The 25,288-nt window shown below is 60.2% G+C and carries 25 protein-coding genes; 20 read left to right on the top strand and 5 right to left on the bottom strand.

The features are described from left to right. Nucleotides 1-17 precede the first annotated feature (17 nt). The 16 genes from rpsN to IEV53_RS06865 all read left to right on the top strand — a co-directional run bounded on the left by rpsN (nt 18) and on the right by IEV53_RS06865 (nt 10,103). Nucleotides 18-323 carry a 30S ribosomal protein S14 gene (rpsN, locus tag IEV53_RS06940; protein WP_188426067.1) on the top strand — a complete coding sequence of 102 codons (306 nt, stop codon included), beginning with the start codon at nt 18-20 and terminating at the stop codon, nt 321-323. An 11-nt stretch (nt 324-334) separates the two neighbouring features. Continuing rightward, a complete protein-coding gene (gene rpsH / locus IEV53_RS06935; protein WP_188426066.1) occupies nt 335-733 on the top strand; it encodes a 30S ribosomal protein S8 in 399 nt (132 codons plus the stop codon). Between the two features lie 10 nt (nt 734-743). Continuing rightward, nucleotides 744-1,280 carry a 50S ribosomal protein L6 gene (gene rplF / locus IEV53_RS06930; protein WP_188426065.1) on the top strand — a complete coding sequence of 179 codons (537 nt, stop codon included), beginning with the start codon at nt 744-746 and terminating at the stop codon, nt 1,278-1,280. Continuing rightward, on the top strand, nt 1,280-1,642 hold the full coding sequence (gene rplR, locus IEV53_RS06925) for a 50S ribosomal protein L18 (protein ID WP_035446907.1): 363 nt from the start codon (nt 1,280-1,282) through the stop codon (nt 1,640-1,642). The genes rplF and rplR overlap by 1 nt, the downstream gene beginning before the upstream one ends. A 13-nt stretch (nt 1,643-1,655) precedes the next feature. After that, a complete protein-coding gene (gene rpsE, locus IEV53_RS06920) occupies nt 1,656-2,237 on the top strand; it encodes a 30S ribosomal protein S5 (RefSeq protein WP_188426064.1) in 582 nt (193 codons plus the stop codon). After that, nucleotides 2,230-2,415 carry a 50S ribosomal protein L30 gene (rpmD, locus tag IEV53_RS06915; RefSeq protein WP_025840910.1) on the top strand — a complete coding sequence of 62 codons (186 nt, stop codon included), beginning with the start codon at nt 2,230-2,232 and terminating at the stop codon, nt 2,413-2,415. Before rpsE ends, rpmD begins: the two co-directional genes overlap by 8 nt. Nucleotide 2,416: 1 nt before the next feature. Continuing rightward, a complete protein-coding gene (rplO, locus tag IEV53_RS06910; RefSeq protein WP_188426063.1) occupies nt 2,417-2,902 on the top strand; it encodes a 50S ribosomal protein L15 in 486 nt (161 codons plus the stop codon). Nucleotides 2,903-3,012: 110 nt separating this feature from the next. Next, nucleotides 3,013-4,392 (top strand): preprotein translocase subunit SecY, encoded by a 1,380-nt coding sequence (gene secY, locus IEV53_RS06905; RefSeq protein WP_188426062.1) that lies wholly within the window; start codon nt 3,013-3,015, stop codon nt 4,390-4,392. Then, complete coding sequence (locus IEV53_RS06900; RefSeq protein WP_188426061.1) at nt 4,389-4,964, top strand: adenylate kinase; 576 nt, start codon at nt 4,389-4,391, stop codon at nt 4,962-4,964. The genes secY and IEV53_RS06900 overlap by 4 nt, the downstream gene beginning before the upstream one ends. A 224-nt stretch (nt 4,965-5,188) precedes the next feature. Beyond that, nucleotides 5,189-5,566: a 30S ribosomal protein S13 gene (gene rpsM, locus IEV53_RS06895; protein WP_023978982.1), complete on the top strand. Its 378-nt coding sequence runs from the start codon at nt 5,189-5,191 to the stop codon at nt 5,564-5,566. Nucleotides 5,567-5,658: 92 nt separating this feature from the next. Beyond that, the gene (gene rpsK, locus IEV53_RS06890) at nt 5,659-6,051 is read left to right on the top strand and encodes a 30S ribosomal protein S11 (protein ID WP_023978981.1); all 393 of its coding nucleotides are present in this window, start codon (nt 5,659-5,661) and stop codon (nt 6,049-6,051) included. Nucleotides 6,052-6,207: 156 nt separating this feature from the next. Beyond that, nucleotides 6,208-7,227, top strand: a complete 1,020-nt coding sequence (locus IEV53_RS06885; RefSeq protein WP_023978980.1) for a DNA-directed RNA polymerase subunit alpha — start codon at nt 6,208-6,210, stop codon at nt 7,225-7,227. Nucleotides 7,228-7,265: 38 nt separating this feature from the next. Continuing rightward, entirely contained in the window at nt 7,266-7,691 is a 426-nt protein-coding gene (gene rplQ / locus IEV53_RS06880; RefSeq protein ID WP_062164123.1) for a 50S ribosomal protein L17, read from the top strand. Nucleotides 7,692-7,989: 298 nt separating this feature from the next. Further along, nucleotides 7,990-9,351: an MFS transporter gene (locus tag IEV53_RS06875; protein ID WP_188426280.1), complete on the top strand. Its 1,362-nt coding sequence runs from the start codon at nt 7,990-7,992 to the stop codon at nt 9,349-9,351. Between the two features lie 78 nt (nt 9,352-9,429). Continuing rightward, nucleotides 9,430-9,840 carry an ASCH domain-containing protein gene (locus tag IEV53_RS06870; protein WP_188426060.1) on the top strand — a complete coding sequence of 137 codons (411 nt, stop codon included), beginning with the start codon at nt 9,430-9,432 and terminating at the stop codon, nt 9,838-9,840. A gap of 89 nt (nt 9,841-9,929) precedes the next feature. Next, nucleotides 9,930-10,103 carry a DUF1328 domain-containing protein gene (locus IEV53_RS06865; protein ID WP_023978976.1) on the top strand — a complete coding sequence of 58 codons (174 nt, stop codon included), beginning with the start codon at nt 9,930-9,932 and terminating at the stop codon, nt 10,101-10,103. Nucleotides 10,104-10,188: 85 nt separating this feature from the next. Here IEV53_RS06865 and IEV53_RS06860 read toward each other — a convergent pair whose 3' ends face one another. The 4 genes from IEV53_RS06860 to IEV53_RS06845 are packed head-to-tail and all read right to left on the bottom strand — an operon-like array spanning nt 10,189 to nt 19,500. After that, nucleotides 10,189-11,727 carry an efflux transporter outer membrane subunit gene (locus tag IEV53_RS06860; protein ID WP_188426059.1) on the bottom strand — a complete coding sequence of 513 codons (1,539 nt, stop codon included), beginning with the start codon at nt 11,725-11,727 and terminating at the stop codon, nt 10,189-10,191. After that, entirely contained in the window at nt 11,724-15,002 is a 3,279-nt protein-coding gene (locus tag IEV53_RS06855; protein WP_188426058.1) for an efflux RND transporter permease subunit, read from the bottom strand. The genes IEV53_RS06860 and IEV53_RS06855 overlap by 4 nt, the downstream gene beginning before the upstream one ends. Continuing rightward, a complete protein-coding gene (locus IEV53_RS06850; protein ID WP_188426057.1) occupies nt 14,999-18,178 on the bottom strand; it encodes an efflux RND transporter permease subunit in 3,180 nt (1,059 codons plus the stop codon). The genes IEV53_RS06855 and IEV53_RS06850 overlap by 4 nt, the downstream gene beginning before the upstream one ends. 8 nt (nt 18,179-18,186) lie before the next feature. Next, complete coding sequence (locus IEV53_RS06845; RefSeq protein WP_188426056.1) at nt 18,187-19,500, bottom strand: efflux RND transporter periplasmic adaptor subunit; 1,314 nt, start codon at nt 19,498-19,500, stop codon at nt 18,187-18,189. A gap of 264 nt (nt 19,501-19,764) precedes the next feature. Here IEV53_RS06845 and IEV53_RS06840 point away from each other — a divergent pair, with 264 nt between their 5' ends. From IEV53_RS06840 to IEV53_RS06825, 4 genes are all read left to right on the top strand, one after another. Then, complete coding sequence (locus IEV53_RS06840; RefSeq protein ID WP_188426055.1) at nt 19,765-20,058, top strand: CsbD family protein; 294 nt, start codon at nt 19,765-19,767, stop codon at nt 20,056-20,058. 200 nt (nt 20,059-20,258) lie between these two features. Then, nucleotides 20,259-20,900: a ribonuclease HII gene (locus tag IEV53_RS06835; RefSeq protein WP_188426054.1), complete on the top strand. Its 642-nt coding sequence runs from the start codon at nt 20,259-20,261 to the stop codon at nt 20,898-20,900. Beyond that, on the top strand, nt 20,900-21,988 hold the full coding sequence (locus IEV53_RS06830) for a site-specific DNA-methyltransferase (protein WP_188426053.1): 1,089 nt from the start codon (nt 20,900-20,902) through the stop codon (nt 21,986-21,988). The genes IEV53_RS06835 and IEV53_RS06830 overlap by 1 nt, the downstream gene beginning before the upstream one ends. 328 nt (nt 21,989-22,316) lie before the next feature. After that, nucleotides 22,317-24,584: a beta-glucosidase gene (locus IEV53_RS06825; protein ID WP_188426052.1), complete on the top strand. Its 2,268-nt coding sequence runs from the start codon at nt 22,317-22,319 to the stop codon at nt 24,582-24,584. 91 nt (nt 24,585-24,675) lie between these two features. Here the strand turns inward: IEV53_RS06825 and IEV53_RS06820 are convergent, their stop codons facing one another. Then, entirely contained in the window at nt 24,676-25,263 is a 588-nt protein-coding gene (locus tag IEV53_RS06820) for an ankyrin repeat domain-containing protein (RefSeq protein WP_229719767.1), read from the bottom strand. Nucleotides 25,264-25,288: the final 25 nt, after the last annotated feature.

Here is a 25,288-nt window from a genome sequence, read left to right as displayed (position 1 = left end):
CCGGGAGAAGATTTAGCATGGCAAAAATCTCCGCCGTGAACCGCAACGCCAAGCGCGCCTATATGGCGCAGCGCGACAAGGCGAAGCGGACCGCGTTGAAAGATATCATCAAGGACCGGACCCTTCCGGTAGAGGAGCGTTTCGACGCAACCCTGAAGCTGGCAGAAATGCCGCGCAACGGGTCGCGTGTTCGTTTCCGTCTGCGCTGCAAGGTTTCGGGACGTCCCCGCGCGAACTACCGCAAGTTCGAGCTGAGCCGTATCGCTCTGCGCGACCTGGCCTCAACCGGCCAGATCCCCGGTATGGTCAAGTCGAGCTGGTAAGGTAGAAGCGAATGTCCCTATCCGATCCGTTGGGTGATATGCTCACCCGCATTCGCAATGCCCAGCGTGCCCGTCACGCGGCTTGCATCGCACCTGCTTCCAAGCTGCGTGCAAACGTTCTGGAAGCGCTGCGCCGCGAAGGCTATATTCGTGGTTACACCACGGAAGAGCTGCGTGCCGGTATCTCCCAGCTGCGCATCGAGCTGAAATATGCTGACGGCCAGCCCGTGATCAAGGAAATCCACCGCGTCTCCAAGCCGGGCCGTCGCGTGTATTCCAAGATCAAGGAACTGCCGCGCGTGTATGCCGGTCTCGGCGTGTCGATCCTGTCCACCCCGCGCGGTATCCTTTCGGATATCGAGGCTCGCGCCGCGAATGTCGGTGGCGAAGTCCTCTGCCGCGTCTTCTAAGGAGGATCACATGTCACGAGTAGGCAAGTATCCGGTTGTCATTCCTGCAGGCGTGGACGTTTCCATTGCCAACGGGTCGCTGACGGCCAAGGGCAAGCGTGGCTCTCTGAGCATGCCGCTGACGCGTTTCGTCGAGGCCAAGGTTGAAGACGGCAAGGTGTCGATCAAGCCGGTCGGTAACCGTTCGCGTGAGACCTGGACGATGTGGGGCACAACCCGCGCTATCGTCGCTAATCTGGTCAAGGGCGTTTCCGAGGGTTTCAGCAAGACGCTGGAAATCACCGGAACGGGTTTCCGTGCCAGCGTGCAGGGTTCGAACCTGGTGATGAACCTGGGTTATTCCCATGACGTCGTCTATCCGATCCCCGCCGACGTGAAGATCACCACGCCTCGTCCTACGGCCATCACGGTCGAAGGGAACGACAAGCAGCGTGTTGGTCAGGTTGCGCTCGACATCCGTAACTTCCGCAAGCCGGAACCCTATAAGGGCAAGGGCGTGCGTTACGAGACCGAAGTTCTCCGTCGTAAGGAAGGCAAGAAGAAATAATGGCTACGCAGCATGGATTGCAGGAACGGCGCCGTCAGCGGCTTCGCTTCCAGCTTCGCCGCAAGAGCGGTGGCCGGCCGCGTTTGTCGGTCTTCCGTTCAGGCAAGAACATTTATGCACAGGTCATCGACGATGCGCAGGGCGTAACGCTCGCCAGCGCTTCGACCCTCGAAAAGACCCTGCGCGAAGCTGGCAAGACCGGCGCGAATGTCGAAGCCGCTTCGGTTGTCGGCAAGCTTGTTGCAGAGCGCGCTCTCGCCGCTGGCGTGACGGCGGTCGTGTTCGATCGCGGTGCATATCTCTATCATGGCCGCGTCAAGGCGCTGGCCGAAGCTGCCCGTGAGGGCGGCCTTTCGTTCTAAGGAAGGATCACACATGGCACGTGAGCCAAGAGAAGGCGGCCGTGGTGGTCGCGAGCGGGAACGCGAAGGCGACGATCTGGTCGACAAGCTGGTAACCATTAACCGCGTGGCCAAGGTGGTGAAAGGCGGACGTCGTTTCGCTTTTGCCGCTCTGGTTGTGGTTGGTGACCAGAAGGGTCGCGTTGGGTACGGTGCGGGCAAGGCTCGTGAAGTTCCCGAGGCAATCCGCAAGGCGACTGAACGCGCCAAGCGCACCATGATCCGCGTTCCGATGAAGGAAGGCCGTACGCTTCATCACGATTCTTTCGGGCATTTCGGTGCTGGCAAGGTCGTGGTTCGTGCAGCTGAAGCCGGAACCGGGATCATCGCAGGCGGCCCGATGCGCGCTGTCTTCGAATCGCTGGGCGTAAACGACGTTGTTGCGAAGTCCCTCGGGACCCGTAACCCGCATAACATGGTCAAGGCGACCTTCGACGCGCTCGAGCGTTGCAGCAGCCCCCGCGCTGTCGCAAGCCGCCGTGGCAAGAAGGCTTCCGAGCTGTTCGCCAAGCGCGATTCGCAGACCGAAGACGCAGCGGAGGCGACCCATGGCTGAGAACAAGACTGTTCGCGTCAAGCAGATCGCTTCCGCTATCGGGCGCAAGCCCGGCCAGGCTGATACCCTCGTGGGTCTCGGTCTGCGCGGAATCGGCAGTGAGCGCGAGCTGGAGGACACCCCTTCAGTTCGCGGCATGATCCGCAAGGTTGCCCACCTTATCCAGGTGGAGGGTTGATATGAACCTTAATGAACTGCGCGATAACGCCGGTGCGCGTTACCGCAAGAAGCGTCTGGGTCGTGGTATCGGCTCGGGCAAAGGCAAGACCTCGGGTCGCGGCGTCAAGGGTCAGAAGGCTCGTGAAGGCGTATCCCTGAATGGTTTCGAAGGTGGTCAGCTTCCGCTGTATCGCCGTATGCCGAAGCGCGGGTTCAAGAACATCTTCCGTAAGGAATTTGCTCCTGTGAACTTGGGCGCTATCGACCGTGCACTGGCTGATGGCAAGCTTCAGGCAGACGTGACGATCACGGAAGAGGTGCTGCGCGCCGCTGGTCTGGTTGGCACTGGCAAGTATGCCGGTATCCGCCTGCTGGCAAAGGGCGAGCTGACCCGCGCTGTGACCGTCGAAGTCTCCGGTGCTTCCGCAACCGCTATCGCGGCTGTCGAGAAGGCTGGTGGCTCTGTCAAGGTTGCCGCCAAGGCCGAGGCTCCCGCCGAGGCCTGATCGCCCGATAAGAACGCTCTGTGCCGTTGCGGTGCAGGGCGGGCACAGGTAATCATGAACAGCGTCCCGCGCCTGCGCGGTGACGCTGTTTTTGTTGAAAGGACCGGTGGATGGCCTCCGCAGCCGAGCAGCTTGCCGCCAATCTCAATCTGAGCTCGTTCGCCAAGGCGACCGAGTTGAAAAAGCGTATCTGGTTCACGCTGGGCGCGCTCATCATCTATCGCCTCGGCACCTATATTCCGGTGCCCGGTGTCGACGCGACAGTCCTGGGGCAGCTGCTGCAGCAGAACCAGGGCGGCATCATCGGCATGTTCGACATGTTCAGCGGTGGCTCACTCGGTCGTATGGCCGTGTTTGCGCTCAACATCATGCCCTATATCAGCGCCTCGATTATCGTGCAGTTGCTCTCGACAGCATTGCCGTCGCTGGAAGCGCTGAAGAAGGAAGGTGAGCAGGGGCGCAAGAAGCTCAACGCTTACACGCGCTACCTCACGGTGCTGATTGCCCTGTTCCAGGCCTATGGTCTCGCGGTCGGGCTCGAGCACATGGCGACGAAGACCGGTACGCTTGCGGTGGTTTCACCGGGTCCGTTCTTCATCCTGTCGAGTGTGATCACCCTTGTGGGCGGAACGATGTTCCTCATGTGGCTGGGTGAGCAGATCACCTCGCGTGGCGTGGGCAACGGCATTTCGCTGATCATCTTCGCCGGTATCGTTGCCAATCTGCCCCACGCGCTCTCAAGCCTCTTCCAGCTGGGCTACACGGGGGCGTTGTCGCCCTTCTTCGTGCTGCTCTTCCTGGTGCTTGCCGGTGCTACGATCGCGTTCATCGTGTTCATGGAGCAGGCGCAGCGTCGTGTGGTCATCCAGTATCCCAAGCGCCAGGTCGGCAGCCGGATGTTCGGCGGTGATTCGTCGCATATGCCCCTCAAGGTGAATACGGCTGGCGTCATTCCGCCGATCTTCGCCTCGTCGGTGCTGCTGATCCCTGTCACGATCTCGGGCTTCATGAACGGCAAGAACGTGCCTGGCTGGGTCAACACCCTTGGGCAGGAGTTCGGGCAGGGCCAGCCGCTCTATATGGTCTTCTACGCGGTGATGATCCTCTTCTTCTCCTATTTCTATGCCGCGGTGACGTTCAACCCGGAAGAAACGGCTGAGAACCTGCGCAAGCAGGGAGGATTCGTGCCGGGCATCCGTCCGGGGTCGAACACGGCGCGTTATTTCGATCGTATCCTTTCGCGTCTGACGACGATCGGCGCTCTCTATCTTGTTGCGGTGTGTCTGCTTCCGCAGATCCTGATCAGCCGTTACAACGTGCCCTTCTATTTTGGTGGCACGAGTCTGATCATTATCGTCTCGGTGACGATCGACACCATGACCCAGGTTCAGTCGCATCTCGTTGCCCATCGCTATCAGGGTCTGATTCGCAAGCAGCGCGGTCGCGGTAACGGCAAGGCGGATCAGGCAAGAGGAATGCGTCGTCGATGAACATCATCCTTCTTGGCCCGCCAGGTGCAGGAAAAGGCACCCAAGCCGATCTGCTGGAGCAGGAATTCAAGCTCGCTCATATCTCCACCGGGGATATGCTGCGCAGCGAGATGGCAGAGGGGACACCGCTCGGCCTCAAGGTGAAGAGCATTGTCGAGTCCGGGCAGTTTGTCTCCGACGAGGTAATGATCGACCTGATCAAGAGCCGCACGCTCAAGGCCGATTGTGCACAGGGGTTCATCCTCGACGGATTCCCGCGTACGGAAAGCCAGGCAGAGGCACTCGACGTCATGTTGCAGGAGCGCGGGGTCAAGATTGACGCCGTGATCCTCATCGAGGTCGATGCTGAGCAGATTGTGGCCCGTCTTGCGTCACGTCGTGCGCCTGATGGCTCGCGGCGTGCGGATGACGAGCCGGAGACGGTGCGTCGTCGTATCCAGGTCTACAAGGACCAGACGGCCCCTATCCTGCCTTATTATGAGAATGCTGGTCGCCTGCGCCGCGTTGATGGCATGCAGAGCCTTGAGGCTGTGCATGCGTCAATCGTGGCGGCGCTCGGCCTTGACAAATGAGGCTCACGAAGTCGATCACGCAAAAGTGAACGGTTTTATTTGACTCGCAGGGGGTGCTCGATATATTGCGCGCCCTCGACACAGGTGCTGTCAGACGCGGTGATCGACCCTTTCAGAGCGGTCGATTCTTTAGCGGACTGAACAGTTTCGATTGAACTGGCCCAAGCTTTGGGTCGAAGCAAAAAGAGAGCCTGACCTACTCGGTCGGGCAGGGAGTGAGTGGCGTGGCGCGTATTGCCGGCGTAAATATTCCGACGAACAAGCGGGTAGTCATTGCCCTGAGCTACATCTACGGCATTGGTCCGTCGACGGCGAAGGCAATCTGCTCCAAGCTCGAAGTACCTGAAGCGAAGCGCGTTAACGAGCTGAGCGACGATGAGATCGTGAAGATCCGCGAACTGATCGATGGCGACTACCGCGTCGAGGGTGACCTCCGCCGCGAAACCGCGATGAACATCAAGCGTCTGATGGACCTTGGTTGCTATCGTGGCCTGCGTCATCGCCGTGGTCTGCCGGTGCGCGGCCAGCGTACGCACACGAACGCCCGCACCCGCAAGGGCAAGGCCGTGGCGATTGCCGGTAAGAAGAAAGCTACGCGCTAATTCGCGCATCTTAAGCGGATCGTGGCGAGTGGCGGCCAACAGGCTGTCCTCTGCCCTTCGCTCATTGCCAAGACTGACAGGACGACCTCACTATGGCCAAGGCCGCAACTCCGCGTATCCGCAAGAAGGAGCGCAAGAACATCATCTCTGGTGTCGCGCACGTTCTTTCGACGTTCAACAACACCATGATCACCATCTCCGACGCCCAGGGCAACTCGATTGCCTGGTCTTCGGCTGGCGCCCAGGGCTTCAAGGGTTCGCGTAAGTCGACCCCGTATGCCGCTCAGGTTGCTGCTGAAGACGCTGGCCGCAAGGCTCGCGACCACGGCATGGAGACGCTGGAAATTGAAGTTTCGGGTCCGGGTTCGGGCCGTGAGAGCGCGCTTCGCGCCCTTCAGGCCGTTGGCTTCTCCATCACGTCGATCCGCGACATGACCCCGGTGCCGCATAACGGCTGCCGTCCGCGCAAGCGTCGTCGCGTCTGATTGACTGCGGCCCCCTCGGGGGCCGCTCGTCTGTCACCACCCGTCCGTAGGTGGTTTCTCCCCCGGGAGAGGCCACCGGCACGTTCTGACCGCGCTCTGGCGCGGTTGATGTTCCGTTGGGCCCCAGCGGGACAAGTTGTTTGAAAGGCCACGACATTGGTCCTCCAGAAGAACTGGCAGTCCCTTATCAAGCCGGAAAAGCTGGAAGTCGCGCCCGGCTCCGTGCCCACGCAGACAGCCACGGTGATCGCCGAGCCGCTGGAGCGTGGTTTCGGCATGACGCTCGGCAATGCGATCCGTCGCGTTCTGTTGTCTTCGCTTCAGGGCGCCGCTGTAACGGCGATCCAGATCGACGGCGTGCTGCATGAGTTCTCGTCCGTGCCGGGCGTCCGCGAGGACGTGACGGATATCGTGCTGAACATCAAGCAGCTTGCCCTGCGCATGCATGGCGAAGGCCCCAAGCGCATGGTGCTGACGGCCACTGGCCCCGGCGAAGTGCGTGCAGGCCAGATCCAGGCCGGTCATGACATCGAGATCATGAACCCCGACCTCGTGATCTGCACGCTCGATGACGGCGTGAAGCTCGGCATGGAATTCACGGTCAACATGGGCAAGGGCTACGTCCCGGCTGCTGCAAACCGTCCGGAAGACGCACCGATCGGGCTTATCCCCATCGACGCGATCTACTCCCCGGTTCGCAAGGTCTCGTACAAGGTTGAACCGACCCGTGTTGGTCAGGTCACCGACTACGACAAGCTTCTGCTCACGGTCGAGACCAACGGTGCCGTTACTCCGGAAGACAGCCTCGCTCTCGCAGCCCGCATCCTGCAGGACCAGCTGCAGCTGTTCATCAATTTCGATGAGCCGCGCCCGGTCCGTCAGGAAGAGCCGCGTGACGATCTGCCGTTCAACCGTAACCTGCTGCGCAAGGTTGACGAGCTCGAACTCTCTGTTCGTAGCGCGAACTGCCTGAAGAACGACAACATCGTCTATATCGGCGATCTCGTGCAGAAATCCGAACAGGAAATGCTGCGCACGCCGAATTTTGGACGCAAGTCGCTGAATGAAATCAAGGAAGTCCTGACTTCCATGGGTCTGTCGCTGGGCATGAATGTTCCGGCCTGGCCTCCCGAGAACATTGAGGATCTGGCAAAGCGTCTCGACGAGACGTTCTGAGCCCCATCCGGAAGAAAGTAGAGTAAGGAAACCCGATCATGCGTCATGGTGTTGCTGGGCGTAAGCTCAATGTTACCTCGACCCACCGCGCTGCCATGTTCCGCAACATGGCCGTGGCTATCATCAAGCACGAGCAGATCACGACGACGCTGCCCAAGGCGAAGGAAATTCGCCCGATCGTCGAGAAGCTGATCACCCTCGGCAAGCGTGGCACGCTGCACGCTCGCCGCCAGGCTTTTGCCCAGCTGCGCGACGAGACCATCGTCACCAAGCTGTTCTCGACCATTGCAGAGCGCTATCAGGGCCGTTCGGGTGGTTACACCCGCGTTCTGAAGGCTGGCGTTCGCTATGGCGACAACGCTGACATGGCTGTTGTCGAAATGGTTGACCGCGACGTTGACGCCAAGGGCAAGGATAGCGGCCCGGTGTTCAACCAGTCCGGTGAAGAGCCGATGGCTGCCTGAAGCTACACGCTTCAGTGAGTGCAGGGAGGGCTGGGCAGGGATCTGTCCGGCCCTTTTTGTTTTTGGCTTACAAATTCTTCTCAATTCGGTTAAGACCGTCTCAACAAGCCGATCTGATCAATCTGAGCGCGAAGCGTGGGATATATGAGCAGATTGGGTCGCATCGCCGTATTCATGCGGAATTGCGATGTCAGGACGGATATCTGGGCGCATCACGGCGTTCATCGATCCTGACCCCCATACAGGTCCGAGCACTCTCGTAGGACCAGTCACCACGCATCCCATGCCGCCCCGGGCAATGAGGTCCGGCAACGCTCGTGCTGCGTGTAGATACAGGAGAGCTTCTTTGTCTGAGGCAACCACCACCCAGAGACGCGGGATCGCAGAGATCCTCGGTATTCCACGCCCTCTCTTCTTCGGCTTCGTCGGCCTGCTGCTGTTCATGATCGGTGACGGCGTTGAGGCGGGCTATCTCGATACCTTCATGCTCCATAACGGTCATACCCAGGGCGACGTGAACCTGCTGTTCACGACCTATGGTATAACGGTCATGATCTCGGCCTGGTTCTCGGGGCCGCTTTCCGATCTTTACGGGCCCAAGAAGGTGATGTGGATCGGTCTGATCCTCTGGGCGGTTCTGGAAGTCGGGCTGCTCGCGCTCGGCCTCGGCCCCAACAACTTCACGATGACGCTCCTGTTCTACACGCTGCGCGGTTTTGCCTATCCGCTCTTTGCCTACGGCTTTCTCGTGTGGATTGCGGCCGCTACGCCAGCCAACATGCTGGGCTCCGCTGCTGGCTGGTTCTGGTTTTCCTTCTCGGCCGGTCTGCCGACGCTGGGTTCGCAGTTTGCGCGCTATGCCATTCCTGCCATCGGCGAATTGGCAACATTCTGGTGCTCGCTCGGCCTCGTCATTCTGGGTGGTCTGGTGGCCCTGCTCTTTACGCATGAACCCACTGGCAAGAAGCGTCTCCTGCCCGACCATGTGAGCACGAAAGACATCTTCTTTGGCTCGATCAGCATCATGTGGCGTGAGCCCAAGACCCTGATTGCGGGTATCGTGCGCACCATCGACACGTCGTCGGAATATGCCTTCCTTGCGATCATGCCCGCCTTCTTCATTGATCATCTGGGCTTCACCCAGGGGCAATGGCTGAACCTGCTCTCCCTGATTTTCCTCAGCAACATCCTGTTCAATCTGGTATCAGGCATGCTGGCTGATGCGCTGGGTCACCGGTTCATCGTGTCGGTCTTCGGCGGCGTTGGTGGTTTTGTCTCGATCCCGCTCTTCTATTACATTCCTGTCTGGTATCCGGGCAATTTCGCCGCGGCGGCAGCAGTTGGTATTTTCTATGGCGCCACAGTAGCCGCCTTCGTGCCGCTCTCCGGCCTGATGCCGCAGATCTGCCCGAAGGAGAAGGCTGCAGCGCTGTCGATTCTTGGTCTGGGCGCGGGTGCAAGCACTTGGGTTGGCCCTGCCATTGCCGGTATCTGCGAGAGTGTCTTCGGCTTCGGCATGGAGGGAATCATCTGGGCTTTCGCCCTGATCTATCTCGCCGCCGCTGGCATGACGGTCACCCTGCGCATCTCTGATGAAGCCCGCCGCTATACGCAGGAGGCGCTCGCCCGGGGTGAGAGCATCACGGCAGTCGGGCACTAGGCCCCGCCGCAGCGAGGTTATCTGTTGCACTCGCAAGGCGCCGTTGACAGTTGTCGACGGCGCCTTTTTTCTGGGTCGATGTCTGATCTTCTTCCCAAACCGCCAGAAGACTGGGAAAGCCTTGAGCGCTTCTCCTTCGGCGATAGTCCGGCCCTGGCCGACGAACTTCTCGATCTCGTTCTGCGCGGTCTCAAGACCGGAACCTGTTGGGCTGCCTCCGACGGGCAGCAGACGTATATCGGCAAATTGAGCGTCGTCTGTGACGGCAGGGATCAGCCTCGGGCGATTACGCAGACGCGCAGCCTCGAGAAAAGACGCTATTGCGATGTGGGCGAGGATTTCGCTGCAAAGGAAGGGGAAGGCGACAGAAGCCTCGCGTACTGGCGGCGCGAGCATGAGCGTTATTTCAGCCGCCTGAACCAGTTCAATGAGACGATGGAGCTCTGGTGCGAGGAATTTGCTGTCGTGTTTGTGTTTCCCGAAATCTGATAAGACATGCGCCAACCGGAGGGAGATTACAGGACGAACTTTCATTGCGACATCGCGTTGACCCCGGACAGAACAATGAGGGCTCTCCCATGCTCAAGCTTGCTATCTTCTTTCTGATCATCTCGCTGATTGCGGGTCTGTTCGGCTTCACCGGTATCTCGGCCGCTTCCGCCGGTATCGCGAAGATTCTCTTCTTCCTGTTCATCGCGCTGTTCGTGCTGTTTCTCGTCATTGCGGTGTTCGTCGGCAAGGCCGTGACCTGACCGACCAGCAGTCTGAACAACAAAAAAGGGGAGGGCCTTTGGGCCTTCCCCTTTTTTTGTGCTCCGGCCTTTGAACGCCCGAGCCTTATTGCTTCGTCTTGGACATGAATTCGGGAAGAAGCGGGTTGTTGGTCTGGAGCGACGCCTTGCTCGGCAGTTGCGAGACATCCCAGCCACCCCCAAGGGCCACAATCAGGTCGACATGTGAGATGGCGATATTCTGGTGAATGCCCAGTGCCTGCACCTCGTAGCTCAGGGCGTTCTGCTGGCTGGTCAGCACGGTCGTGTAGGTCTGCGTACCAGCAATATACTCGTTCATCGACACGCGAACGGCTTCCTGCGCAGATTTCACCGCGACATCCTGATCGATCATCTGTTCGTTCAGGATACGCAGATTGGAGAGATTATCCTCCACGCCCTGCAAGGCGGTCAGCACGGTCTGACGGTAGGTTGCGACAGAGGCGTCGTAATCGGCACGGGCCGAACGCACTGCCGCCGTACGAGCGCCACCATTGAACAGGGTCTCGGTCGATGAGGCACCCAGCGACCAGAAACGTGTGGCTGCCTGGATCAGGGTCTGCAGAGGGTTGCCGCTATAGCCATAAGTCGCGCTGACCGAAATCTCCGGATAGAAAGCGGCGATGTAATAGCCGATCTCGGCATTATACCCTTCCATGTTGCGTTCTGCCGCAGCGATATCGGGGCGACGCTGCAAGAGCAGCGACGGAACGGCCGTCGGAGGCGTCGGCAGCGTTGTCGTCAGGGTGCCAACCGGAATGCTCAGATCGGCAGGGGCGCGGCCAATCAGGACGGCAATGGCATGCTCGTACTGGGCACGCGCCACGCCAGCCTGTGTGGCCTGGGCCTGTGTCTGCTGCAGCTGATAACGCGCCTGCCAGAGCGAACTCGGGTCAGTCACGCCGGCATCGACCTGGTTCTGCACGATCGTCAGGGCCTGCTGGAAATAGCCGACATTGTCCTGATAGAGCTTCTTCAGGCTGTCCTGGTAGCGCAGGTTGAAATAGGCATTCGCCAGTTGCGACTGATAGGAGAGCTGGGCATTGGCCAGATCGGCCGCGCTGGCCTGAGTGGCGGTAACCTGCTGCTGAATCTGCCGGCGAATACGCCCCCACACATCGAGCGTCCAGGAAGCCGAAGGACCTGTATTCCAGGTATTGACCGTAGTGGTGGACGAGTAATTGACCACCGAGCCCGTGCTTGCGCTGCGCGAACTGCTACCCTGTGCGTTCCGGCTGAAGCTGAACGAGCCCGAAAGCGTCGGAAAGAGCTGGGCGCGGATCGAATCGATCGTGGCTTCCGCCTTGCGGTACTGGGCTTCGTATTGCTTGACGTTCTGGTTCGAGATCGCGACCTGCGACTCAAGCCAGTTCAGCTGCGGGTCATGATAGATCTCCCACCAGGCCCCCTTGGAGGCCTCGGCGAGCTGTGGCTGTGCCACGCCCCAGCCCGGCGGTGGCTTTGGGGCCTCCTTGAACTTGGCCGAGATGACAGCATGAGGGCGGTGATAGTCAGGACCGACCATGAAGCAGCCTGAAAGCAGGGGCGTGCAACATGCGGCAAGGAGGCTGAAGCGTCGGGCTGAGCGGGACGGAAAGGGAGTCATCCTTGAGTCTGATCCTGATGGCGCGGGCGGAAGAGTGCGACGAGAGAATGAAGGCGGCGTTTGACCGCGCGTCCCATGGCGTCGAGCGTCAGGAACACGGCGGGCGTGCTGTAAAGGGTGAGGGCCTGGCTGACCACCAGACCACCGAGAATGGAAATGCCGAGAGGGCGGCGCAATTCTGCACCATAACCATTGGCAATGATCAACGGAACCGCCCCGAGCGCTGCGGCGAGCGAGGTCATGATGATGGGGCGAAACCGCAGCGCGCTCGCCATGCGGATGGCCTCTTCGGGCGTGGCGCCCTCGCGCTGGGCCTGCATAGCGAAATCGATCAGCATGATGGCGTTTTTCTTGACGATGCCGATAAGCAGGATCACCCCGATCATGGCGATCAGCGAGAACTCCTCGCCGAAAACCTGCAGGGCCAGAATGGCACCCACACCGGCAGAGGGCAGGGTGGAGAGAATGGTGATGGGATGCACCAGGCTCTCATACAGCACGCCCAGCACGATATAGACCGCTGCCAGCGCTGCGAGAATCAGCAGCGGTTCGTCATTGACCGATTTCTGGAACAGCGCGGCATTGCCTGCAAAACCGCCCTGGATGTCAGAAGGCACGTGCAGCTTGACCAGCGCCGCGTTGATGGCGGTCACGGCATCACCCAAGGATACGCCCTGACGCAGGTTGAAGGAAATGGTCGTGGCGACAGATTGCCCCTGATGATTGACGCTGAGCGCGGTCGTACCGGGCAGGATATGAGAGGTGAGGGAAAGCGGCACCATCGTTTCGGTGCTGGTCGCAACGGCAGAACCCGATGAGGTGTTGCTGCCCCCGGCCAGACTATTGGCCATCTGGTTCTGGTAATTTGAATCGGCGGTCGAAACACTGGTCGAATCCGTGCTGGTCGTGACGACGCGGATACGGTTCGACGCCACGCTGCCAGAAGCCGTGCCACCGGATGTGCTGATCCAGACCTGATTGAGCGAGGTCGGGTCTTTCCAGAAGCGCGGCGCGGCTTCCATGATCACATGATACTGGTTGATGGGTTTGTAGATAACCGACGCCGTGCGTTGACCATAGGCGTCATAGAGAATGTTGGAGACGAGCTGCGGGGTGATCTGAAAGCGCGAGGAGAGGTCGCGATTGATCTTCACATCAAGCGCCGAGCCACCCTCGCTGAGGTCCGATGAGACATCCATCAGCTCGGGAAGCTTCTGGAAGGCTTCGACGACTTTCGGCGTCAGGGTGAAAAGCTCGTCGGCATCCGGGCCCTGCAGCGCATACTGGTAGGAGGCATTGCCACCACGGGCTCCTGCCCGCACGGCGCCCGGAGCCATGAAGAAGATCTCGGCGCCAACCATCTTGCTGAACTTACGGCCCAGTCTTTCGATGGTCTGGGTCACCGTGTCATTGCGCGCGGACTTGTCCTTGAGCGAGGCGAAAAGATTGGCCTGATTGGCCTGTCTGCCGCCAAGAAAGCCAACAATTGCCTCCACGTCGCGATCCTGCGAGACCGTTTTGGCCACCTCATAGGTCTTGTCGCTCATCTGGCTGAAGGAGGAAGACTGGTCGCCAATGATGTGGCCCATCATCATGCCGGTATCTTCGTCCGGGAAAAACCCTTTCGGCATTTTCACGAAAAGGGCGCCAGCGATGAACAGGGTGAGCGGCAGGCTCAGCAGCATGAGCCAGCGATGGCGCAGCGACCAGTCAAGAGAGACCACATAACCGTCGGTAATGCGGGTGATCTGGCGGTCGAGATAGATCGCGATGCGCGCGCGCTTGTGTTCTGCCTTTGCAGGGCGCAGCAGCAGGGCGCAGATCATCGGGGTAAGAGAGAGCGAGAGGATCATCGAGATCACCAGCGTGATCGAGATCGTCATGGCGAATTCGTGGAACAGGCGTCCGGCAATACCCCCCAGCAGGATGATGGGAACGAAAACAGCGATCAGTGAAAGCGTGATGGAGACGACCGTAAAGGCGACTTCGCCAGCGCCGGTCAGGGCGGCCTTGAGCGGTGACAATCCCTGCTCGAGATAGCGGGTGATGTTCTCCAGCACCACGATGGCGTCATCGACCACGAAGCCTGTCGAGATGGTCAGGGCCATCAGCGACATGTTGTCGAGCTGATACCCCATGAGCTTCATGGCTGCGAATGTCGCGATGATCGAGGTGGGCACCACGATGGCAGGCACCAGAATGGCCGGTGCCGACTGAAGGAAGACGAGAACGACCAGCACCACCAGAATGACGGCCAGGATCAGCGTCAGCTTGGTGTCATCGAGCGCGGCACGGATGGTTTTAGAGCGATCGACGGCGATATGCAGGTCGATATCGGGCGGCAGGGCAGCGCGGATGAGCGGCAGCCGCGCCTTGATCTCATCCGTGGTCTTGACGACATTCGCCCCTGCCTGCGCGAAGACCAGCCCCACGACGGCGCGCTGGCCATTATAGACGCCGAGCGTGCGCAGGTTTTCGACACTGTCATTGATCTCGGCCACGCTCGACAGGCGCACGGGGCGCGCATTGCGATAGGCGATGATCAGATCGCGATAGGCCTGCGCCTTTTCTGCCTGATCATTGGTATCGAGGGTGAAGCGAAACCCGTTGGAATCGATGAAGCCCTTGGGGGTGTTGGCATTGGCAGAGGCCAGAGAGGCGCGCACGTCCTCAAAGCCGATGCCGTATTTGTAGAGAAGAAGCGGATTGACCTCGACACGCACGGCAGGTAGCGCGCCGCCGCCCACTTCAACCTCGCCCACGCCCTGCACCTGGCTGAGCTGCTGCTGCAGCACATTCGTTGCCTGATCATAGAGCATGGCGGGCGTTTTGGTGGGCGAGGTCAGCGCCATGACCAGAATGGGCGCACCGTTCGGGTTGGCTTTCTGATAGCTCGGGTTCGTGCGCAGCGTGGTGGGCAGATCGGCGCGGGCCGCCTGCAGCGCCGCCTCGACATCACGTGCGGCACCATTGATGTCACGCGATAGATCGAACTGAAGAATGATCCGGGCCTGATTGACCATCGATTGCGAGGTCATCTCGGACAGACCGGCAATGGCGCCCAGATGGCGCTCGAGCGGCGCCGCGATGGTGCTGGCGATTTCAGTGGGTGAGCCGCCCGATTGCTGGGCCTGCACCATGATGACGGGCATATCCACATTGGGCAGATCGGCCACGGGCAGCATCGTATAGGCCAGAAGGCCGGCGATCAGCATCGCTGCGGTCAGAAGCGAGGTCGCGACCGGCCGCAGGATGAAGGGACGGGTGATGTTCACTCGCCACCCTGTTCAGCAAGACGCTCGGACATGCTGCGCATACCGAAGCGACGGCGTGTGGCCGCAGCTATGCGATCCATCAGCAGATAGATGACCGGCGTGGTGAACAGCGTCAGGAGCTGCGACAGCAGCAACCCGCCGACAATGGCGACACCAAGCGGGCGGCGCAGTTCGGAGCCGACACCCTGGCCCAGCATCAGCGGCAGCGCGCCGAAGAACGCAGCCAGCGTGGTCATGAGGATCGGGCGGAAACGCAGTAGCGCAGCGCGACGGATCGCATCGAGAGGCGCAAGCCCGTCGAGACGTTCCGCCTCAAGGGCGAAGTCGATCATCATGATGGCGTTTTTTTTCACGATGCCGATCAGCAGCACGATGCCGATAATGCCCATTACATCCAGATCCATGCCGCAAAGCGACAGGGCTAGCAGCGCCCCGATGGCGGCTGAGGGCAGGGTCGAGAGAATGGTGATCGGATGGATGAAGCTCTCATAGAGCACACCGAGCACGATATAGACCGCCATGAGGGCCGCAATCACCAGATAGAGCTCATTGCTGAGCGACGAACGGAAAGCCGCTGCCGTGCCCTGGAACGCACTCTGGAAGGCTGGCGGCAGGCCGATGCTTGTCGCCGCATGATCGATGGCATTGGTCGCCGTACCGAGCGAATAGCCATCGGCCACGTTGAACGAGATCGTGGTTGCCGGAAACTGGCCGAAATGCGTGATGAGCAGCGGTGCCAGACCCTTGGTGATGGTCGTCACCTGATGTAGCGGCACCAGCCCCGATGTCGGCAGTCGTGTGGGGCCTGAAGAGCTCTGGCCTGCCTCGCTGGAGATGCCGGGCAGATAAAGCTGGTTCAGGCTCGCCAGATCGTGCTGGAAGCGCGGTTCGGTTTCTAGGATCACGCGATACTGGTTCGACTGCGTGTAGATCGTCGAGATCTGACGCTGGCCGTAGCTGTCATAGAGCAGGTTGTCGATCGTCTGGGGTGTGATCGAATAACGCGCGCCATTGGTGCGGTCGAGATTGACATGGGCCACCAGTCCTTCAGCCTGAAGGTCCGAGGTCACATCGGCCAGAGCGGGTTCGTTCTGCAGCGCGGTCAGGAGCTTGGGAACCCAGATCTTGAACGTGTCGTAGTCGGGGTTTTCAAGCAGGAACTGATACTGCGTGGCCGAAACTGTTGAATCGAGCGAGAGATCCTGCACCGGCTGCAGATAGAGCCGGGCGCCGGGCGTCGCGCTGCCATTGGCGGCCAGGCGCTTGAGAATGGCTGAAAGCCCGCTCGTGCGCTGTTCCATCGGTTTGAGATTGATCAGCATACGCCCGACATTGAGCGTCATGTTCTGACCATCAACGCCGACAAAGCTCGACACGCTGGCGACGTCGGGGTCTTTCAGGACCTCGGCAATCACCGCTTCCTGATGCTTTTTCATGCTGTCGAAGGAGATGGCCTGGGCCATTTCCGTGATGCCCTGCACCACGCCCGTATCCTGACGGGGGAAGAAGCCCTTCGGAATGGCCATGGCCAGCACGAAGGTCAGCACGAACGTACCCAGCGCCACAATGAGCGTGGCCGTCTGGTGGCGCAGCACGAAATCGAGCCAGCGCGCATACCCGGCGATGACACGATCGATCGCGTTGCCAACCTTCGCAGCCAGACGCTGGAAGCGCGTGCCATGCTCGGCATCATGCGGGCGTTCGCTCAGCAGGCGGGCGCACATCATCGGCACGAGGGTGATGGAGACAATGGCCGAGATCACGATGGTGATGGCCAGCGTCATGGCAAATTCATGGAACAGGCGTCCCACGACATCGCTCATGAACAGCAGCGGAATGAGCACGGCAATCAGCGAGACCGTCAGCGAGATGATCGTAAAGCCGATCTCCTGCGATCCCTTGACGGCCGCCGTATAGCGGTCTTCGCCCATCTCGATATAGCGCGCGATGTTCTCGATCACGACGATGGCGTCATCGACCACGAAGCCTGTCGCGATGGTGAGTGCCATGAGCGAGAGGTTATCGAGAGAGAAATCGAGCAGATACATGACCGCCAGCGTGCCGATGAGTGACAGCGGTACGCTCAGGCTTGGGATGATCGTGGCAGGCACGTTGAACAGGAAGACAAAGATCACCGCGACAACGAGCAGCATGGCCATGGCCAGCTCGAATTCCACATCCGACACCGAGGCGCGAATGGTGGTGGTGCGATCGGTCAGCGGCGTGATCTCGATGCCGGGGGGCAGGGTCTTGCGCAGTTCCGGCAGCACGGCCAGCACATTGTCGACCACCGAGATGACATTGGCGCCGGGTTGGCGCTGAACGTTCAGGATGAGCGCAGGTGTCTTGTCCGACCAGGCGGCGAGCTGATCATTCTCCGGCCCCTGAACGACGGTGCCGACATCGCGCAGGCGGATCGGGCCGTTATTCTGATAGGCGATGATCTGGTTCATCAACTGGTCGACAGAAGAGATCTGGCCATCGATACGCAGCGTGGTCGAGCGATGCGGCCCGTCGAACGTGCCTGTCGGCGAATTGATGTTGACCGTCCCGATGGTGGTGCGAACCGTATCGATCGCGATGCCATAGGAAGTCAGCTTGGGAATATTGAGCCTGACCCGGATGGCCTTGCGGTTGCCGCCCGAAAGCGTGACGAGACCAACCCCCGAAATCTGGCTGACGCGCTGCTGCAGGCGCGTATTCACGAAATCCTGCACTTCGGTAAGGGGCAGGGTGCGCGAGGTGATGCCAAGGGTCAGGACGGGAGTGTCGGCCGGATTGACCTTGGCATAGATCGGCGGGGCAGGCAGATCGGTCGGCAGCAGCGAATTGGACTGGTTGATGGCCGCCTGCACCTCCTGCTCGGCGATATCCATCGACATGTCGAGCCCGAAGCGCAGCGTGATGACAGAGGCACCGCCGGAAGACTGTGAGGTCATCTGGTCGAGGCCCGGCATCTGGCCGAGCTGCGTCTCAAGCGGCGCCGTGACGGAGGTGGCCATCACATCCGGGCCAGCGCCCGGATAGAAGGTCGAGACCGTGATGGTGGGATATTCGACCTGAGGCAGGGCCGATATCGGCAGGAAGTGATAGCCGAGAAACCCGGTCAGCATGATCGCCAGCATCAGCAGCGAGGTTGCGACCGGACGATCGATAAAGAGGCGTGACGGGTTCATGGGCGGGCTTACTGCGCGGGCTTGGCGGCGGGAGCGGAAGGCGTTGCCGGCTTGGCATCGTCCTTGTCTGCGCTCTTGTCGCTGTCATCAGCCGGAATGGTCACCTTGGCACCGGGGCGCAGATGGTTCGTGCCATCGGTCACGACGCGCTCGCCCAGCTTGAGGCCGGACTTGATGACGGTCACGTCATTGCTCGCAATGCCGGTGGTGACGGTGCGCATCTCGACCGTGTTGTCATCCTTCACGACATAGACGAACTGCCCGTCAGGCCCCGTCTGCAGCGCATTGGACGACAGCAGAATCACATCATGCAGCGTGTCGACCAGCAGGCGGGCATTCACGAACTGGTTCGGGAAGAGATGCTCATCCTCGTTCGAGAAGATGGCGCGCATACGCACCGTACCGGTGGCGGTATCGATCTGGCTGTCGACAGCCTTGACCGAGCCGGTGGCGATCCGGTTCAGATTGGCGCTGTCCCAGGCCTCGACCGGCAGCTCGCCCACCTGTCGCAGGCGATCCATGACCTGCGGCAGCTGGTCCTGAGGCAGGGTGAAGATGACCGAGATCGGCTGCATCTGGGTCAGGATGGTGAGGCCACCCGACTGACCTGCCGTAAAGTAATTGCCCATATCGACCGCGCGGATACCGACGCGACCGTCAACAGGCGCCAGGATGTGGCAGTAATAGAGGTTGAGGCGGGCATTATCGACATTGGCCTGATCGAGCTTGACCGTGCCTTCGAGCTGCTGAACCTTGTATTCGGCGTCTTTTGCCGTCATGGCCGCGATTGAGTTCTGGGCGATCAGCTTGGCATAACGGGCCGCATTGACCTGGGCGTCGGCAAGCTGGGCCTTGTCCTGCTGCAACGTGCCGAGCTGCTGCTCGAGCGCCACCTGATAGGGGCGCGGATCGATCAGCACGAGCTCGTCACCTGCCTTGACGTGCTGACCTTCCTTGAATTCGACATTCATGATGTAGCCGCTCACACGCGCCTGCACCGTGACATTGGTGATGGGCACAACCGTGCCGAGTTCGGTCAGGATCTCGGGCATGTTGCCGGTCTTGACCACGGCCACCGCAACGGGGCTCGCATCGCTATTGCGCTGCGCGCTTGCGCCGCTCCTGTGGCTGCCACGGCCCGCGTGATGGGTTGTGCTGTGCGGGCGCAGAAACGCGACGGCAAGAAGCAGAACGATTACCCCGCCTATCACGAAGAGCAGGCGGCGCCTCCGGCGCGGCTTGCCCGGCATGGGCGAAGCTGAGGCATGGGGCGCAGTATGGCGCGCAGGCTGGGTCCGATCGGGGCCCGTCTGGTCAGTCATCTCTTCTCGTCTTCCATCACCCAAATCCAGGCGCGGTCACATGTGCGTTCTGGTGTCTGAGACATACGTTATTTGAGGCCGCCCTATCATGACGTCAGCTAAATTCTAGTTCAATGACGAAACAATTCAAAACACACTGCGTTACGTCGCATCGCCGCATGGCTGCCGATATTGCGTGTAGCCGAACGAAACCGTTTTGCTTATGCCTCGTTGCTCTTATCGTCACGGATGTTTCGCATTCCGTTTAGTGAAAGGATTATGACAATGGCCGATGCAGTTGAAAACAAGGGTGAAGGCCTGCTCGACGAGGCCAAGGGCCGTCTCAAGGATGCTGCCGGTGGCCTAACGGGCGACGCAAAGCTTCAGGCCGAAGGCAAGATCGACCAGCTTTCCGGCATGGCGCAGCAGGAATTCGCCGATCTTTACGATGATGCCGAGACCACGCTCGAAAAGGCAACCGCCTTTGTGCAGGACCGTCCGCTGATCTCGCTCAGCGTGGCCATTCTGGTCGGCACGATCCTTGGCGCGATCTTCTTCGGCCGTTCGAAGAAGAAATAATATCGCCCGTCAGGGACGTATATCGGAGGGGGGATCGCAGTGATGCGGTCCCCTTTCTTCGTATTGACAGAGGAAAAAAGAATCCGCGACGCGTAACAGGGGTTTACAGCGCGATTCGGGTGATTCAAAAGCGATTCGAATGACTGTGCGACTCGGGCAGTCCGACCTGTTTCTTCTCGTCAAGGATCCTGCGACCGCTCATGCCAGACTACGCTCTCGAATCTGCCAATGGGGCACCTGAAAAGAGCGTGGTCGGCCTCGACGAGGTCGGACGCGGTCCGCTGGCAGGTCCCGTCATCGCCGCAGCGCTGATTTTCCTGACGCCGCCCGTCGCGGCTCTGGCCGCGCTGATCGATGATTCGAAAAAGCTGACGGCAAAGCGTCGTCATGCCGCCTATGCGGCCCTCATGCAGACACCATCGGTGCGTGTCGGGCTGGGCGCCGCATCGGTTGCAGAAATCGAGGCGATCAATATCAGCAAGGCGTGCCATCTCGCCATGAAGCGGGCGTTGCAGCATCTGGGCATCATTCCCGATTGCGCCCTGGTCGATGGCAATCGCCTGCCTGATCTGGGTTGCCCTGCCGTGGCGGTTGTCGGCGGCGATCGCAAAAGTCTCTCTATTGCCGGCGCGTCCATCATTGCCAAGGTGACGCGCGACCGGCTCATGACGCGTCTTTCCGAGCGTCACAATGCCTATGGGTGGGAAAAGAATGCCGGTTACGGCACGGCCCTGCACATGGCCGGTTTGAAACAGGCTGGTGTCACGCCTCATCACCGTCGCGAATTTGCCCCTATACGCGCCCATCTCGCTGGCGCAGCCCATATGGTCGGAGCCATCTAATGCAGGATTTTCCCCTCGATCAGATCCTGTGCGGTGAATGCATCGAAACGATGCGCAGCCTGCCCGATGCGAGCATCGACTGCATTTTCGCCGACCCGCCCTATAATCTGCAGCTGCGTGGCGAATTGCGCCGTCCCGATGAAACCGTTGTCGACGGTGTCGATGACGCCTGGGACAAGTTTGCCGATTACGCCACATACGACAATTTCACCCGCGAATGGCTGGCTGAAGCGCGTCGCCTCCTGACCAAGGATGGCACGATCTGGGTAATCGGTTCGTATCACAACGTCTTCCGCCTCGGCGCCATCATGCAGGATCTCGGTTTCTGGATCCTGAACGATATCGTATGGCGCAAGGCCAATCCGATGCCGAATTTCCGCGGCCGCCGCTTCACGAATGCGCATGAAACCCTGATCTGGGCAGCGCGTGGGCCGGAGAGCAAATACCGCTTCAATTATCAGGCCATGAAGGCCCTCAATGACGATATGCAGATGCGCAGTGACTGGTACCTGCCGCTCTGCACCGGCAATGAGCGTCTGCGCAACGCCCATGGTCTGAAGCTGCACCCGACCCAGAAGCCCGAGAGCCTGTTGCATCGCGTTCTGATTGCCTCGACCGTCGTTGATGACATTGTGCTCGATCCGTTTTCGGGCAGCGGTACCACAGCGGCTATGGCCAAGCGTCTCGGGCGTCGTTTCATCGGTATCGAGCGCCACCCCGACTATATCGAGGCGGCACGGGCGCGCGTCGAAGCCGAAACCCGTCTGTCGGACGACCAGCTGGCCATTACACCAGCCAAGCGCGAATTGCCGCGCGTTCCGTTCGGAAGCTTCGTCGAGCAGGGGGCACTGCCTGCCGGAACGGAGTTGTTCGACCGCCAGCGTCGTCTGAGCGCCACCGTCATGCCCGATGGTAGTCTTGTTTCCGGCTCGCATCGCGGGTCGATCCACAAGATGGGGGCCATTCTGACCAATGCGCCTTCATGCAATGGCTGGACCTTCTGGTATTTCGAACGCCAGGGTGAAGTCCTGCAGATCGATATCCTGCGTACCGAGCAGGCCCAGACGCCCCTGCGCAACGTTGGCTGAACGCCAAGTCGATCAGGTAAATCCCGGGTCTTGTTGGCGATTTTGCGATAACAAGACCAAAGGATGATGATGGGTCCGGTATAGTTGAAAGTATTCGCACCCTGTATTCACGGTGACGATTGACCGGATTCGCTCAATGATGATGATCGACACTTCGTTATTATATCGAAATAAAAAACTTTACAAATGATTGCCGGGCGTCTTCCTGCGTCTTTCCTGTGAAAAACATCGTCTTTTTCTGCGTTCAGAAAACAGGCCTGCTTTCTGATGACCTTAGTGCCTGTGCTCCCGCCTCCGAATTTAGGGGGGGGGGGATCGTGCCGCCGCATTGGCACGGATCCCTCTTCCCGGCAGCAAGGGCGCAGCCATGGGGCAGGGCGGGTACGAGTTGAGACCGCAGGAGCATCAAGCGATCATGGACGAGAAAAAGCTCGAAAACGCTCAGGAATGGCTGGACCCGGCCCGCGACCCCGACAGCCGCGCCCGTGCTGCAACCCGCGCCATGAGCCACGACCAGAAAATGTCGTGGGTTTCCGGTCCGATGGCCATTCCCGGCAACGGCGCGAAGAAGCCCGAAGGCGCGATAGGGTCAGCCGGTTATTTCCCCGCCATGCCTGCGCTGGGTCTGCCAGCGCAGCAGCAGAGCGATGCAAGTCTGGGCATAGGCAATCTGGCCGATGTCAGGCCGGGCGATACAGCGACGGCGCTCCCTTCCTCACTGATGCTCGGCGCCTCTTTCGATCCTGCCCTGGCAAGAGAAACCGGACAGGTCGTCGGGCGTGAGGGGCGCGCAAAAGGCTTTAATGTCGTGCTGGGTGGCGGCGCCAATCTGCTGCGTGAGCCTCGTGGCGGGCGTATTTTCGAATATGTGTCGGAAGACCCCCTCCTGACCGGCCATATCGCCGGTGGATCGGTTGCTGGCATCCAGTCCTGTCATGTCGTGTCGACCATCAAGCATTATGCGATCAATCCCGAGGAAACGGGTCGTGTGATGATCAGCTCCGATATCAGCGAGGCCGCCTTGCGTGAGAGCGATCTGCTGGCTTTTGAAATGGCTATCGAGATCGGTCAGCCGGGTGCCGTTATGCCGGGCTATAATCTGGTCAACGGGGTCTGGGCGTCGGAAAACGCGTTTCTGCTGACCCAGGTGCTGCGTGATGACTGGGGCTATCGCGGCTGGGCCATGTCCGATTGGGGCGCCACCCATACGACCGTCAAGGCGATCATGTCCGGGCTGGATGTGCAATCCGGCGCCAATATCGATCCCGAGCCGTTTTTTGGCGCGCCGTTGAACGAGGCGATCAGGACCGGCACCGTGCCTGCCGAGCGTCTTGATCAAGCCATCACCCGTCAGCTGCGCAGTCTGTTTGCCGTCGGTGCTGTCGATCATCCTGCGAAACCGGGCGGGACGATCGATTACGAGGCGCATAAGGCAATCGCCAGGCGTGCGGCCGAAGGCGGTATCGTTTTGCTGCGTAACGAAAATGCGCTTCTCCCGCTGCGCAAGACTCTCGATCGTATTCTGGTCGTGGGGGCCCATGCCGATAGCGGTGTGCTGTCCGGCGGTGGGTCATCCTCTGTCACGCCAACAGGCAGTCTGAAGCTGAAGGGCGCAGAATTTGCCGGTGTGCCGCTTGAGAAAGTCTATCATCCGTCATCGCCTGTTCAGGCAATCTGCCAGCTCGTGCCCAATACGGAAGTAATCTATGACGATGGCAAGGACCATGCCGCCGTCTCTGAGAAGGCGCGTGAGGCGGACGTTGTCATCTTCTTTGCCGAGCTGTGGCGTACAGAAAGTCAGGACGTTCAGGGGCTTGCCCTGCCGGATGGGCAGGAGGCACTGATTGCCGAGTTGGCTGCGGCAAACCCGAAGACGATCGTGGTGCTGGAAACCGGAGGGCCTGTTCTCATGCCGTGGCGTGAGCAGGTTCCGGCCATTCTGAACGCCTTCTATGCCGGTTCGGGTGGTGGCGAGGCCATCGCCGCGATCCTGTTCGGTCAGGTCAACCCTTCAGGACGTCAGCCTTATACTACGCCGCTGAGTGAGGCGGATCTGCCAAGACCGGAGCAGATCAACCCGGACACCGTCATTTCCAATCCCGGTGAGCCCGTGGACAAGCCGATCGTGCATCGGGACTATGATATTGAAGGCGCGGATGTCGGTTATCGCTGGTTCTCCCGTACCGGAAAAAGCGTCGCTTATCCCTTCGGCTTCGGGCTGAGCTATACGCAATTCGAGTACGGTCCGCTGCAATCCGAGGCCGATCTCGCCTCCGTCAGCGTGGTCCTCACCAATGTCGGGCCGGTTGCTGGTGCGGAAGTCGTGCAGATCTACGCCCTGCGCGACGGTGATGCGTCGTTCCAGCCGCGTCTGGTCGGGTTCTCGAAAGTCTCGCTCGCACCGGGTGAGACGGCTTCTGTCGCCGTAGAGATCGAAAAGCGCCTCCTTGCCCGGATTGAAGGGGAGGAATGGGTACGAGAGGCAGGGCGTTATCGTCTTGAAGTGCGCAGCGATGCGTTGACCCCGATCACAGGATCTACCCTTGCTCTGCCGCGCTGGACGCGTTCCCTGCGCCATGACGCGCCGATAGACTGAAGATATGAAGGGGCGCGGATCGATTCAGATCATCCGCGCCGGTATTCGACGCCCCGTCAGGAGACGGGGCGATCGAACGCCAAGGAGAAGATTAGCCGCCGAAGCCGAGAAAGCCGATGGCGGGCTGGGGCTGACCGCCGGACACATCGTGCCGGGGCTTGCCCGCAACAGCCATGGCGGAAGTACCCTTGCGGCCCTTGCCCTTGATGGTCAGGTGACCATTGCCCTTAGAGTCGGTTTCGATCTCAGAATGGGTGGTTTCGGCGGCGAAACCGTTATCACCATAGTTACGCATTGAGAGCAGCAGGAACATGATGTCCTTGCGGTTCAGATCGATGGCCATATCGAGCGGTGTCTGGAACAGAACGTTCTTGGCGTTCATGTCCGCACCACGATTGAGCGCTTCCTTGGCGGCGTTCAGCGAGCCACGGTTGATGGCGTCGAAAAGGGCCTCGGTCGGGTTGAGGTCGACATTGGCGTGACCTGCATCCGATTCCTGAGAGTCAGCTCCGGGAAGGGCCGATGGCGGTGCAGCAGCCTTGGCAGCGCGGCGTGCCTCTGCCTTCTTCTGCGCCTCTTCGGCTTCCTGTTCCGCTTCCGCATCGTCGGCAGACTGCGCATGCGCGGCATGCCACGGAATAAAGAACACGGGCGACGCGGCCAGAGCCGTCGTCAGCATCAGGGGAAAAAGTCGTTTGACATTC

Source organism: Asaia siamensis (genome assembly GCF_014635085.1).
Taxonomy (GTDB): Bacteria; Pseudomonadota; Alphaproteobacteria; order Acetobacterales; family Acetobacteraceae; genus Asaia; species Asaia siamensis.
This window is presented reverse-complemented; position numbering and strand designations above follow the sequence as displayed.